General features: G+C 35.9%; 13 protein-coding genes. 9 read left to right on the top strand and 4 right to left on the bottom strand.

Annotation, left to right across the window (positions count from 1 at the left end; genetic code table 11):
• Window positions 1–22 precede the first annotated feature (22 nt).
• The 3 genes from A9G12_RS11760 to asnB all read left to right on the top strand — a co-directional run bounded on the left by A9G12_RS11760 (window position 23) and on the right by asnB (window position 2,555).
• Window positions 23–184, top strand: coding sequence for a YnbE family lipoprotein (locus tag A9G12_RS11760; RefSeq protein ID WP_442903488.1), 162 nt, complete (start codon window positions 23–25; stop codon window positions 182–184).
• A gap of 132 nt (window positions 185–316) precedes the next feature.
• On the top strand, window positions 317–661 hold the full coding sequence (locus A9G12_RS11755) for a YdbL family protein (RefSeq protein WP_065566013.1): 345 nt from the start codon (window positions 317–319) through the stop codon (window positions 659–661).
• Window positions 662–881: 220 nt separating this feature from the next.
• Entirely contained in the window at window positions 882–2,555 is a 1,674-nt protein-coding gene (asnB, locus tag A9G12_RS11750; protein WP_065566012.1) for an asparagine synthase B, read from the top strand.
• 82 nt (window positions 2,556–2,637) lie between these two features.
• On the opposite strand, the gene satP is transcribed toward asnB, so the two are convergent.
• Entirely contained in the window at window positions 2,638–3,216 is a 579-nt protein-coding gene (satP, locus tag A9G12_RS11745) for an acetate uptake transporter (protein ID WP_065566011.1), read from the bottom strand.
• Between the two features lie 229 nt (window positions 3,217–3,445).
• Between satP and dnaK the strand changes: the two genes are divergently transcribed.
• Both dnaK and dnaJ read left to right on the top strand, forming a co-directional pair.
• Complete coding sequence (gene dnaK / locus A9G12_RS11740; protein ID WP_065566010.1) at window positions 3,446–5,365, top strand: molecular chaperone DnaK; 1,920 nt, start codon at window positions 3,446–3,448, stop codon at window positions 5,363–5,365.
• A gap of 125 nt (window positions 5,366–5,490) precedes the next feature.
• Window positions 5,491–6,618 (top strand): molecular chaperone DnaJ, encoded by a 1,128-nt coding sequence (gene dnaJ / locus A9G12_RS11735; protein ID WP_065566009.1) that lies wholly within the window; start codon window positions 5,491–5,493, stop codon window positions 6,616–6,618.
• Window positions 6,619–6,780: 162 nt separating this feature from the next.
• Here dnaJ and grcA read toward each other — a convergent pair whose 3' ends face one another.
• Window positions 6,781–7,164, bottom strand: coding sequence for an autonomous glycyl radical cofactor GrcA (grcA, locus tag A9G12_RS11730; RefSeq protein ID WP_065566008.1), 384 nt, complete (start codon window positions 7,162–7,164; stop codon window positions 6,781–6,783).
• 187 nt (window positions 7,165–7,351) lie between these two features.
• Between grcA and ung the strand changes: the two genes are divergently transcribed.
• The 4 genes from ung (at window position 7,352) to A9G12_RS11710 (ending at window position 11,286) form a co-directional block, all read left to right on the top strand.
• Entirely contained in the window at window positions 7,352–8,050 is a 699-nt protein-coding gene (gene ung / locus A9G12_RS11725; protein ID WP_065566040.1) for a uracil-DNA glycosylase, read from the top strand.
• On the top strand, window positions 8,037–9,041 hold the full coding sequence (gntR, locus tag A9G12_RS11720) for a gluconate operon transcriptional repressor GntR (RefSeq protein ID WP_065566007.1): 1,005 nt from the start codon (window positions 8,037–8,039) through the stop codon (window positions 9,039–9,041). Before ung ends, gntR begins: the two co-directional genes overlap by 14 nt.
• A gap of 255 nt (window positions 9,042–9,296) precedes the next feature.
• Window positions 9,297–9,923 carry a uracil phosphoribosyltransferase gene (upp, locus tag A9G12_RS11715; RefSeq protein WP_065557191.1) on the top strand — a complete coding sequence of 209 codons (627 nt, stop codon included), beginning with the start codon at window positions 9,297–9,299 and terminating at the stop codon, window positions 9,921–9,923.
• 94 nt (window positions 9,924–10,017) lie between these two features.
• A complete protein-coding gene (locus tag A9G12_RS11710) occupies window positions 10,018–11,286 on the top strand; it encodes a uracil-xanthine permease family protein (protein ID WP_218056644.1) in 1,269 nt (422 codons plus the stop codon).
• Window positions 11,287–11,466: 180 nt separating this feature from the next.
• Here the strand turns inward: A9G12_RS11710 and lysS are convergent, their stop codons facing one another.
• Complete coding sequence (gene lysS, locus A9G12_RS11705) at window positions 11,467–12,984, bottom strand: lysine--tRNA ligase (protein WP_065566006.1); 1,518 nt, start codon at window positions 12,982–12,984, stop codon at window positions 11,467–11,469.
• Window positions 12,985–13,014: 30 nt separating this feature from the next.
• Window positions 13,015–14,113 (bottom strand): peptide chain release factor 2 gene (prfB, locus tag A9G12_RS11700; RefSeq protein ID WP_141674168.1). Its coding sequence is split into 2 segments (ribosomal slippage): window positions 13,015–14,037 and window positions 14,039–14,113, totalling 1,098 coding nucleotides; the frame shifts between segments, so codons are not numbered across the junction.
• Window positions 14,114–14,193: the final 80 nt, after the last annotated feature.

Raw genomic sequence — 14,193 nt, 5'->3', positions numbered from 1 at the left:
GACAAGAAATATTATTGCAATCATGGCATTGAGTTGCACATTGCTAGGGTGTTCACCGACAGTTAAAGTTCAAGCGCCCAGTGAACCTATTAATATTAATTTAAATGTTAAAATTGATCATGAAATTAATATTAAAGTTGATAAGGCGTTAGATAATATTATTAATAAATCAGGTCTTTATTAAATTAAGATAGTTAAATTTTATTAACTATTATTTCAGTAATAATGATTGTGTCAGCCAAAATACCAGAATGAAAATTTTCTTTTTACGCTTTCAGATTCATTACAAATTAAAGTATTTATTAAGAGGTTTGTTATGACTATTTATAAAAAAGTAACTATAGCATTGCTAACTATGATTTTATCTTTCTCTGCTTGTGCTTTAACTTTAGATCAAGCTATGAATTCATTAAGTCAGGCTAAAGCCAAAGGATTAGTTGGTGAACAAGCAGATGGTTATTTGGGTATAGTTAACAGTGAAGGTAATGCGGGTGAAATTGCCCAATTAATTAATCAAGCTCGCAAGCAGCAGTATCAAAAAGTATCAGCTGAAACTAATGTTCCTTTAAATGAAGTAGAAAAAAGAGCTGGCAGTAAAGCGCAAGAGAAAACTCCTGCCGGCCAATACATAAAGCAACAAGGTCAATGGCAAAAAAAATAATAATGTTATATTTTGCAACAATAGGAAAAGTATAATGATATTGTACTTTAATTGTATATAATTAATGTGTATTCTGTTTAAACTGGAAATTTTAGGGTGGTTATTTTTGCAATAGATCCCTAAAGCTAATTAATATAAAAAATAGCCGCAAATTTTCATATAATAAGTCTTTTTTACTTGTAAATAATATCGCTTTGGCGATTTTAAATGGAGAAAATCAATGTGTTCGATTTTAGGTATTCTTGATATTAAGTCAGATCCAGAACAACTACGAACTAAAGCATTAGAATTATCAAGCTTAATGCGTCATCGTGGCCCTGACTGGTCTGGTATTTTTGCCTCTGATAAAGCAATTTTAGCGCATGAACGTCTATCAATTGTGGATGTTAATACTGGTGCTCAACCGCTTTATAATAAAGATAAAACTCTAGTTTTAGCAGTAAATGGCGAAATATATAATCATCAAGAACTCCGAAATCAGTACAAAGATCGTTATGAATTCCAAACCGGATCTGATTGTGAAGTGATTCTAGCGCTTTACCAAGAAAAAGGTATTCACTGCCTAGATGAATTACAAGGTATGTTTGCTTTTATTCTTTATGATATTAATAAAGGTAGTTATTTTATTGGTCGTGATCACATTGGTATTATTCCAATGTATACAGGTTATGATGAAAACGGGACATTTTATGTAGCTTCCGAAATGAAAGCATTAGTTCCTATTTGTAAAACTATTGCAGCTTTCCCTCCTGGGAGTTATCTATCTAGTACCGAAGGTGAAATAAAACCTTATTATAAACGCGATTGGATGGATTATGATAATGTTAAAGATAATAAGACTGATATTAATGCGTTACGTGTTGCTTTAGAAGAATCAGTAAAAAGTCACCTTATGTCTGATGTACCTTATGGGGTGTTATTATCTGGTGGATTAGATTCTTCTGTTATTTCTGCCATTACTAAAAAGTTCTCTGCTCGTCGCGTTGAAGATCAGGAAAAATCAGAAGCTTGGTGGCCTCAACTACATTCATTTGCTGTTGGTCTTAAAGGTGCGCCAGATCTTAAAGCGGCGCAAGCGGTAGCAAATCATCTAGGTACTGTGCACCACGAAATTAACTTTACTATACAAGAAGGTATTGATGCGATTCGTGATGTGATCTACTTTATTGAAACTTACGATGTTACCACTATTCGTGCCTCAACACCTATGTACTTAATGGCAAGAAAAATTAAAGCCATGGGTATTAAAATGGTGCTTTCTGGCGAAGGTGCTGATGAAGTATTCGGTGGTTACCTTTACTTCCATAAAGCGCCAAATGCCAAAGAATTCCATGAAGAGACAGTACGTAAATTAGCAGCACTGCATATGTATGATTGTGCTCGAGCCAATAAGGCAATGGCAGCTTGGGGGGTTGAAGCTCGAGTGCCTTTCCTTGATAAAAAATTCTTAGATGTGGCCATGCGTATTAATCCGAAAGATAAAATGTGTGGTAGTAATGGCAAAATGGAAAAACATATTGTGCGAGAAGCATTTGAATCCTACCTACCTGCATCGGTTATTTGGCGTCAAAAAGAACAATTCTCTGATGGTGTCGGCTACAGCTGGATAGATACTTTAAAGGAAATTGCAGAAAGTAAAATTACGGATCAACAATTAGAAAATGCTAAATTCCGCTTTCCATACAATACACCAGCAAGCAAAGAAGCTTATATGTATCGTGAAATTTTTGATGAATTATTCCCGCTTGAAAGTGCAGCTCAGTGTGTACCTGGTGGCCCTACGGTTGCATGTTCAACCGCTAAAGCGATCGAATGGGATGAGTCATTCAAAAATCTTAATGACCCATCAGGACGAGCGGCAGTTGGTGTGCATAATGATGCATATAAAAAGTAATATACTTTTATAATTATAATATTGAAAAACGGGGATAAGCCCCGTTTTTTATTTTGGTAGATTTTTATATTATGAAATTATTTTAATGTGTAGATCCTTTAGGTGAACCAATTGGTAGAACTGTGCGGCCATATTGTTCATTAATGACTTCTGCCATAGCCAGATAAATAGCGCTAGCGCCACAAATAATTCCTTCAAAACCAGCTATATGAATAATATCGTGATTTCCTGAAATATTACCAATAGCTAGTAAAGCAAATAAAATTGTTAAGCTAGCAAAAACAAATTGCAATGCACGATTTGCTTTTAAGGTTCCAATAAACATAAAGGCGGTGAAAATACCCCATAACGCAAGGAAAATACCAACAAATATTGCATTAGTTGTTGTAGTTGCTGGTGAAGTTGGTAAATACCAAATTCCCACCAGTGCAATCCAGAAAAAACCATAAGATGTAAATGCTGTTGTACCAAATGTATTACCTTTTTTAAACTCTAAAATACCAGCAATCACTTGTGCAAGACCACCATAAAAAATACCCATTGAAACAATTGCAGTCATAACAGGGAAAAATCCGGCATTATGAATATTTAATAAAATTGTAGTCATTCCAAATCCCATCAAACCAAGGGGGCCAGGATTGGCAAGTTTTGTTTGTTGCATATAGATCCTATAAATTAAATTTTATATAAAAAAAGAGCGCAATAATAAGTGCAGAACCCTTATCAATCAAGAACTATGAAAAAATTATTTTTTTACCCCTTGATATTGCTAATAATGTTCCCATCTATGTGAAAACAAAAACAGTTCTTTGTTAAATTAAAGGCTTGAAAATTAAGATTTAAGACTTATATACAAAGAATAAAATACAGATTTCGAGGAGAAAGAGATTATGGGTAAAATTATTGGTATAGATTTAGGTACGACAAATTCATGTGTTGCGGTAATGGATAATGGTCAAGCAAAAGTATTAGAAAATGCAGAAGGTGACCGTACAACTCCATCAATTATTGCTTATACACAAGATGGCGAAATTCTTGTTGGTCAACCAGCAAAACGTCAAGCAGTAACTAATCCGCAAAACACATTATTTGCAATTAAACGTTTAATCGGTCGTCGCTATGAAGATGCTGAAGTGCAACGTGATGTTGGTATTATGCCATACAAAATTGTAAAAGCTGATAATGGCGATGCATGGGTTGATGTTAAAGGTCAAAAAATTGCTCCACCACAAATTTCTGCTGAAGTATTAAAGAAAATGAAAAAAACTGCAGAAGATTATTTAGGCGAAGCAGTTACTGAAGCTGTTATTACTGTTCCTGCATATTTTAATGATGCTCAACGTCAAGCAACCAAAGATGCTGGTCGTATTGCAGGTCTTGATGTTAAACGTATTATCAACGAACCTACAGCAGCAGCTCTGGCCTATGGTTTAGATAAAGATGTGGGTAATCGTACTATTGCTGTGTATGACCTTGGTGGTGGTACATTCGATATCTCAATTATTGAAATTGATGATGTTGACGGTGAAAAGACATTTGAAGTATTAGCAACAAATGGTGATACTCACTTAGGTGGTGAAGACTTTGATTCTCGCTTAATTAACTATTTAGTTGATGAATTTAAACGTGAGCAAGGTTTCGATCTTAAAAATGATCCACTAGCCATGCAACGTTTAAAAGAAGCAGCAGAAAAAGCTAAGATCGAATTATCATCAGCACAACAAACGGATATTAACTTACCATATATCACAGCAGATGCAACAGGACCAAAACACTTAAATATCAAAGTAACACGAGCTAAACTTGAATCTTTAGTTGAAGATTTAGTTAAACGTTCAATGGATCCTGTTAAAACTGCATTACAAGATGCTGGTCTTTCGGTATCAGATATTAAAGATGTGATTTTGGTTGGTGGTCAAACACGTATGCCAATGGTACAAAAAGCGGTTGCTGACTTCTTTGGTAAAGAGCCACGTAAAGATGTTAACCCTGACGAAGCTGTGGCTGTAGGTGCAGCAGTACAAGGTGGTGTGTTAGGTGGTGATGTTAAAGATGTATTATTACTTGATGTAACACCATTGTCTTTAGGTATTGAGACTATGGGTGGTGTAATGACTACCTTAATTGAGAAAAACACTACTATTCCAACAAAACATAGTCAAGTGTTCTCAACAGCTGAAGATAATCAGTCAGCGGTAACTATTCACGTGTTACAAGGTGAACGTAAACGTGCCAGTGATAATAAATCATTAGGTCAATTCAATTTAGATGGTATTCAAGCAGCTCCGCGTGGTATGCCACAAATTGAAGTTACTTTTGATATTGATGCCGATGGTATTTTGCATGTATCAGCAAAAGATAAGAATACTGGACGTGAACAAAATATTACTATTAAAGCTTCTTCTGGATTAAGTGAAGAAGAAATTCAAAAAATGGTTCATGACGCGGAAGCTAATGCAGATGCTGACCGTAAATTTGAAGAATTGGCACAAATTCGTAACCAAGCAGATCATCTGGTTCATTCAACTCGTAAACAAGTGGCAGAGTCTGGTGATCAATTATCAGCTGATGATAAAAAAGCTATTGAAGATGCAGTAAGTGCTCTAGAAGTTTCCGCTCGAGGTGAAGATAAAGCTGAAATAGAAGCAAAAATTAATACGTTGATGGAAGCATCTAAGAAATTGCTTGAATTAGCGCAACAACAAGCTCAAGCTGAACAAACAGCCCAAGAAAATCAAGGTGGCAATTCTGCTACTCAAGATGATGTTGTTGATGCTGATTTTAAAGAAGTTGATGATGATAAAAAATAAACGTTAATTATTATGTTTTTTAATGAGTTATTTCAACAAGTTTTAAACATATAATACATTAAACGGGCGAGGGGTAACTCAAGCCCGTTTAGTTGTATTTACAACGAAAAAAGTAAAGGTTAATTATGGCGAAGAAAGATTATTATGAAATATTAGGCGTAAGTAAAAATGCCACTGAAAGTGAGATAAAAAAAGCCTATAAGCGCCTAGCCATGAAATATCATCCAGATAAAAATCAGGATAATAAAGCAGAAGCAGAAGCTAAATTTAAAGAAGTCAAAGAAGCTTATGAAATCTTAACTGATGAACAAAAGAAAGCAGCTTATGATCAATATGGGCATGCCGCTTTCGAACAAGGATTTGGGGCTGGAGCAGGTGGATTTGGTGGCTTTGGTGGTGGTTCCGCTTTTGATGATATCTTTAGTGACTTTTTTGGTGGTGGTCGCGGACGTGGTGGACATGGTCCATCAAGAGGGGCTGATTTACAATATAACATTACGCTAACATTAGAAGAAGCAGCAGCTGGCGTTAAAAAAGAAATAAAAGTGCCAACATGGGTTTCGTGTGATACTTGTCATGGGCAAGGAACAGAGAAAGCGTCTGATGTAGTGACCTGTGATACTTGCCATGGCGCTGGTGTAGTACAAATGCGACAAGGATTTTTTGCCGTACAACAAGAGTGTCCAACTTGTCATGGTCGAGGTAAAGTTGTTAAAAATCCTTGTAAGAAATGTCATGGTGAAGGTCGAATACAAAAAACTAAGACATTGTCGGTTACGATTCCGGCTGGTGTCGATACTGGAAACCGTATTAGATTATCTGGTGAAGGTGAAGCTGGTTTAAATGGAGCGCCCGCAGGTGATCTATATGTTCAAGTACAAGTTAGATCTCATGCTATTTTTGAGCGTGATGGTTCAAATCTTCATTGTGAAATTCCAATTAATATTGCATTAGCATCTTTAGGTGGTGAAGTTGAAGTACCAACTCTTAATGGTAAGGTAAGTTTAACCATTCCAGCGGAAACACAAACTGGTAAAATGTTTAGATTAAGGGGTAAAGGTATTAAGTCTTTACGCGGTAGTGCAATGGGTGATCTTTACTGTCATGTGGTGGTTGAAACACCTGTCAACTTAACTAATAAACAGAAAGAGTTACTTAAAGAATTGAGCGAAAGCTTTAAAGCAGATAAAAGCTCAAAGCATAGCCCAAAAGAAAAGAGCTTTTTTGACAAAGTGAAAAAGTTTTTTGGGTAAAACTAATTATTATATATTGATGGCGAGGTTAGGTTACTGATCTCGCCTTTTTATTTATACTAAATTAGTTAATAAAGATGTGATTGGATGAACTAATAGAACTTAACTTCTTTATAAATAAAAACCCAGCAGTTGCTGGGTTTTAAAATTCGTAACATTAACTTAGATCTTAGTAGTAAATGTACGAGCAATAACATCGCGTTGTTGTTCAGCAGTTAATGAATTGAAGCGCACTGCATAACCAGAGACACGAATTGTTAATTGCGGGTATTTCTCAGGATGTTTAACTGCATCTTCTAATGTTTCACGACGAAGAACATTAACGTTTAAGTGTTGACCACCTTCAACTTTAACTGTTGGTGCAATATCTAGTGGTACTTCACGATATTCGAATTGACCAAGTTCAGCAGTTGGAATTACTTGATCTTCTTTATATACTGATTTAGCAGCAACACAACGAGCTTCTTTTGTTGAATCATCTAATAACCAAAAAGAATTAAGAAGAGCTGCATTATTTGCTTTAGTAATTTGGATACCTGTAATCATTTTAAAATCCTCCATAATGGGCTTAATTACCCTAAATTATTAAGGTTAATATAGCACTTTGAAAATTTGATTAAAGTCAAAAAAAGCTATTGCTTTGATAAGTGATACCTTTGAATTTAAATTTTTATTATGATCGGTTATTATGTTGTCTATGTTTTAGATTAATTTAATGTGTGAACAAAATAATATGATGACCAAATTAACGTGGCATGATGTCATTGGTGAGGAAAAAGAGAAGCCTTATTTCCAACAAATAATGCAATTTGTTGCATCACAGCGTGCACAAGGAAAAGTAATATATCCGCCACAGCATGATGTATTCAATGCATTCCGGTTCACACCATTTGAGAATATTAAAGTTGTGATTTTAGGGCAAGATCCCTATCATGGACCTAATCAGGCTCATGGGCTTGCTTTCTCGGTTTTACCTGGAATTAAACCGCCACCATCGCTATTAAATATTTATAAAGAATTAGCAACCGATATTGAAGGTTTTAGAATTCCTTCACATGGTTATTTGGCATCTTGGGCAACACAAGGAGTGTTGTTATTGAATACAGTATTAACTGTTGAAGCCGGGCATGCGCATTCTCATGCAAAGATTGGTTGGGAAACCTTTACTGATCATGTTATTGCTGCAATTGATAAATATCTTAATGGAGTGGTTTTTTTGTTATGGGGTTCGCCGGCACAACGAAAAGGTCAATTTGTCGATCGCCAAAAACATCATGTGTTAACTTCAGTCCATCCATCGCCTTTGTCTGCTCATCGTGGTTTTTTAGGTTGTAAGCATTTTTCAAAAACTAATAATCTGATTATGCAACAAGGTAAATCACCAATTGATTGGCAACCACACCTACCGGAAAATCATAATGAGCATCAATAAAAAACGTCGCACCGGTTTACAAGAAATTGCTAATTTAATTGGGATTAGTAAAATGACAGTAAGCCGTTTCTTACGTGATCCAAAATTAGTTTCTGAATCCCTACAGTTACAAATTTCCGCCGCTATTGATAAATTAGGATATATCCCTAATAAAGCACCGGATATGCTCTCTAATGCAAAAAGTAATGCTATTGGTGTACTATTGCCTTCTTTGACCAACCAAGTTTTTGCAGATGTACTCAAAGGGATTGAGATTGAAACCGATAAATATAGTTATCAAACAATGATTGCCCATACTGGCTATAATCCGGAAAAAGAAGAAAAACGCTTGCGTTCTCTACTTGCATACAATATTGATGGTTTAATATTAACAGAACGTACTCATACTGCCGCAACACGTAAAATGATTGAAATATCTGGAGTACCAGTAGTAGAAATTATGGACAGTGTTTCCCCATGTATTGATATGGCTGTTGGTTTTGATAATTTTATGGCAACCAAAACGATGATTCATCGGATGATCAATAAGGGGCATCTGCATATTGCTTATTTTAGCGCTCGTCAGGATGATCGCAGTATCATTAGGCAAAAAGCTTATGAAGAGGCAATGAGTGAAGTTGGATTAATACCAAAAACATTTGCTACAAAAGAGTCATCTTCTTATTCTTTAGGCACGCAATTACTTCATCAGGCTTTAAAAGAGTATCCACAAATTGATGGTGTATTTAGTACTAATGATGATTTAGCTTTAGGGGTTTTATTTGAATGTCAGCGACTTAACATCAGTGTACCTGATCAAATTGCGGTTGCGGGTTTTCATGGTCATGATGTTGGGCAAGTAGTAACCCCTAAATTGGCATCAATTTCAACTCCAAGAATTGAAATCGGTCAAAAATCAGCAGAAATGTTATTAAAGTCGATTAATGGTGAAACCATAACTCAAAAGGTGATTGATTTTCCTGTTGAATATTTGGATGGTGAGAGTATTTAGTTTCTAAAAAAGAATAATATAAAAAAATTAATGAGCTATCATTTTTGGGAGAGCTATTCTAATTAAAAAACGTATAAAAATAAAACTAGTCTAATTAAGTAATTAACCTAATTGTTTGTTAGTTAAACAGATGCATATATTATTTTTAAGCTTTAGAATTTCCGGTTTTCATCTTTTGATAACTATGCTACTATAGCCACTCAGTGGTTATTTATACCTACTTAAATATTAAAGAAGAATAACACTGAGGCCCCCATGAAAATAGTTGAAGTAAAACACCCCCTCGTACGTCATAAAATTGGTTTAATGCGTGAACATGACATTTGCACTAAGGACTTTCGCGATCTTGCTAGTGAAGTTGGTAGCTTATTAACTTATGAAGCAACAGCTGATTTACCTACTGAAAAAGTCACAATTGAAGGTTGGTGCGGACCGGTTCAGGTAGAACGAATTAAAGGTAAAAAAATTACTGTAGTACCTATTTTGCGAGCAGGTTTAGGTATGATGGATGGTGTGCTTGAACATGTACCAAGCGCACGCATTAGTGTGGTTGGATTTTATCGTAATGAAGAAACACTTGAACCTGTACCTTATTTCCAGAAATTAACTTCCGATATTGAAGACCGTATGGCTTTAGTTGTTGATCCAATGTTGGCAACTGGCGGTTCAATGGTTGCAACAATTGATTTACTAAAAAAAGCCGGTTGTAAAAATATTAAAGTGTTAGTTTTAGTTGCAGCACCCGAAGGTATAAAGGTACTAGAACAAGCTCACCCTGATATTGAATTATATACGGCCTCAATAGATGAGAGGTTAAATGATAAAGGCTACATATTACCTGGATTGGGTGATGCCGGAGACAAAATATTCGGCACTAAATAAAATCTCAAATTTTAGACCGGTTAATCCGGTTTTTTTATGTCTGTTAGTTAATAAAAAATATTACTAATATTAAGTAGAATAAGAGAGGTTCAACGTGACAAAAACCACGATAGATGAAAACGGAAATAATCCACTAAAGTCTAAACACTCATGGCAAGATGTTTTTACTGGTGCACAAATGTTATTTGTAGCATTTGGCGCATTAGTATTAGTACCACTGTTAACTGGATTAAATCCTAATGTGGCATTATTTACCGCTGGTGTTGGTACTTTGTTGTTTCAATTAACCACTAAAGGTAAAGTCCCCGTTTTTCTTGCTTCATCATTTGCATTTATTGCACCTATTTCTTTTGGTGTAGCGCAATGGGGGATTCCAGCTACTTTAGGGGGATTAGTTGCGGCAGGCTTTGTCTTCATGTTTTTCGCTTTCTTGGTGAAAATCAATGGTAATAATGTTATTGATCGTATTTTGCCTCCTGTAGTGACCGGACCAATTATCATGGTAATTGGTTTATCACTTGCGCCAGTTGCTGTAGGCATGGCGATGGGAAAAAATAGTGGTTTACCGGCTGAAAATTATCAATTAATAATTATCTCAATGGCTTCACTGTTAACTACATTGATTGTGGCAATTTGGGCCAAAGGTTTTTTTAAATTAGTACCAATTATTGCTGGTATTATCGTTGGTTATACTCTTTCCTGTATTTTTGGTATTGTAAACTTTCAACTAGTTATTGATGCACCTTGGTTTAAAATTCCTGATTTCACTTTCCCTGAATTTCAATGGCAAGCCATTTTATATATGATTCCAATTGTTATTGCGCCAACGATTGAACATGTCGGTGATATTATGGCAATTAGTGCAGTTACCGGCAAAGATTATACCCGAGCTCCTGGTTTGCAACGTACATTACTCGGAGATGGTCTTGCTACTTCAACTGCAGGTTTTTTTGGTGGACCACCATGTATTACCTACGCCGAAGTGATTGGTGCGGTAACACTTACGCGTAATTTTAAAACTCGAGTTATGACCTGGGCTGCAATTTGGGCAATTTTAATGTCTTTTGTTGGTAAAATTGGTGCCTTTTTAAGCTCCATTCCAACTGTAGTAATGGGTGGAATTATGGTGTTGCTTTTTGGTTCGATTGCCTCAGTGGGTATTAATATTTTGGTTAAACATAAAGTCGATCTTTCTGTATCACGCAACATGTGTATCGTTTCACTTGTATTAGTGTTTGGTATTGGTGGGATGATTTTTGATTTTGGCTCTTATGCATTGCAAGGTATTAGTTTGTGTGGCATTTTAGCCATTGTACTGAATTTGATTTTACCTCATCAAAAAAAGTTAAATAGTGCAGATTAATTTAATTAGCCATGACTCGGTAGCGTTTTAGCTGTATCTGTTGAGAAGATATAGCTATATTCACAGTTATAATAAAAATTATATTGTAAAGATGTTTCAGGTCTGCTATACGTTTCAATATTAGATAAAACTCACTTATAAAGAGCTAAGTGAGTTTTAACAATAAACAATAATATTAAATTACTTTATTGGGCGCATGGTAGGGAATAAAATAACATCACGAATAGTATGGCTATTAGTAAATAACATAACTGTTCGGTCAATACCAATGCCAAGCCCTGCGGTAGGTGGTAAACCATGTTCAAGGGCAGTAACATAATCTTCATCATAGAACATTGCTTCATCATCACCAGCATCTTTTTGAGATACCTGATCAGCAAAACGTTGTGCTTGATCTTCGGCATCGTTAAGTTCTGAGAAGCCATTACCAATTTCACGCCCACCAATAAAGAACTCAAAGCGATCGGTCACAAATGGATTTTCATCATTGCGGCGAGCAAGAGGTGATACCTCGGCTGGGTATTCGGTAATAAAAGTTGGTTGAATTAAATTAGCTTCAGCAACTTCTTCGAAAATTTCGGTAACAATGCGACCTAAGCCCCAACCTTTTTCAACTTTGATACCAATCGAACTGGCAATCGCCTGTGCTTTATCAAAATCATCTAAATCAGCATTATTTGTTTCTGGACGATAATGACAAATAGCTTCGCGCATTGTCATTTTGATAAATGGTTTGCCGAAATCAAAAGAATGTTCGCCATATTGTACTACTGGGTTACCAGTTACATTAATAGCTAAACGGCGGAATAGTGCTTCGGTTAACACAATTAAGTCTTTATAATCAGCGTATGCCATATACATTTCCATCATGGTAAATTCTGGATTATGCCTTGGAGATACGCCTTCATTACGGAAGTTACGATTGATTTCAAATACTCGTTCAAAGCCACCAACAACTAAGCGTTTTAAGAAAAGCTCAGGAGCAATTCGTAGATACATATCCAAATCAAGTGCATTATGATGAGTAATAAACGGTTTTGCTGAAGCACCTCCTGGGATTACTTGCATCATAGGGGTTTCTACTTCCATAAAATGGTTTTCAAGCATGAAATTACGAATTTCAGTGACTATTTGAGAACGAGCTTTAAAGGTATCTCGTGATTCTTGATTGGTGATTAGATCTAAGTAACGTTGACGATAACGCATCTCTTGATCTGCAAGCCCATGGAATTTATCGGGTAGCGGACGCAATGCTTTAGTTAATAAACGAATTTCTTGACAATGAATAGATAATTCACCCGTTTTTGTTTTAAACAAATAACCTTTAGCGCCAACAATGTCACCGAGATCCCATTTCTTGAATTGTTCATTATAATGGTTTTCCGGAAGATCATCACGAGTAACATAAAGTTGAATCTGCCCAGCTACATCTTGTAGAGAAACAAATGACGCCTTACCCATGATTCGGCGCATCATCATACGACCGGCAACCGTTACGATGATTTTATTTGCAATCAATTCTTCATTAGTTTTATCATCGTACAGTTTATGAAGATCACTTGAAATTGCGTCACGACGGAAATCATTTGGGAAAGCAATACCTTGTTCGCGAATATGTGCTAGTTTTTCACGACGTGCTTTCAGCTCATTATTTAACTCTTCAATTTGATTTTGTTGCTCTTGCTGATTTGTTGACATAGTTTTACCTTTTATTCGTTAACAAGCAGTCTATAAACCTGCTTTTAAGCTTTCTTCAATAAACTGATCTAAATCACCGTCTAACACGGCTTGAGTATTACGTGTTTCGACACCTGTACGTAAGTCCTTGATACGAGAATCATCAAGGACATAAGAACGAATTTGACTGCCCCAGCCGATATCGGATTTATTTTCTTCCATTTGTTGTTTTTCGGCATTCTTTTTCTGCATTTCAAGCTCATATAATTTTGCTTTTAGCTGTTTCATAGCTTGATCTTTATTACTATGCTGAGATCGATTATTTTGACACTGAGTCACGATTCCAGTTGGAATATGGGTAATACGGACCGCCGATTCTGTTTTATTTACATGCTGACCACCAGCACCAGATGCACGGTACACATCAATCCGTAGATCAGCTGGATTAATGTCGATATCAATATCATCATCAATTTCAGGGTAAACAAAAACTGATGCAAATGATGTATGCCGACGATTACCTGAATCAAACGGGCTTTTACGGACTAAACGGTGTACTCCAGTTTCAGTACGTAACCAACCATAGGCATAATCGCCCGATACTTTAATAGTAGCAGATTTAATGCCAGCAACATCACCGTCTGATACTTCCATAACTTCAGTAGCAAAACCTTTTGACTCAGCCCAACGTAAGTACATTCTGAGTAACATTTCGGCCCAATCTTGTGCTTCGGTTCCGCCTGAACCGGATTGAATATCCAAATAACAATCTGCACTATCATAATCACCGGAAAACATACGACGAAACTCTAGCCCAGCTAGTTTTTTTTCTAATTGTGCTAATTCAAAGTTGGTTTCGTCAAACGTATCTTGATCTTCAGCTTCAACGGCAAGTTCAAGTAGACCTTCGACATCATCAAGACCTTGTGTTAATGAGTTGATAGTGCTAATAATTTCATCAAGGGCAACGCGTTCTTTACCTAACGCTTGAGCTTTTTCTGGATTAGCCCAGATTTCCGATTGTTCTAATTCAGCATTGACTTCTTCAAGTCGCTCTTTTTTGACATCATAGTCAAAGATACCCCCGAATTACAGCAGTGCGTTCGGCAAGCTCGACTATTTTTGATTTAACAGGGTTAATTTCAAACATGTGTTTATTTTGACTGTAAAATTTTTTGAGTTTTAGTAATCGTTTATTGTAGCGGATTTAAGCATAATTTAGCAAATGCC

Origin of the sequence: Gilliamella sp. wkB112 (assembly GCF_001690685.1) — a bacterium.
Taxonomy (GTDB): Bacteria; Pseudomonadota; Gammaproteobacteria; order Enterobacterales; family Orbaceae; genus Gilliamella; species Gilliamella apicola_J.
Note: the sequence above shows the minus strand (reverse complement) of the source record. Positions and strands in the feature narration are given on the sequence as shown.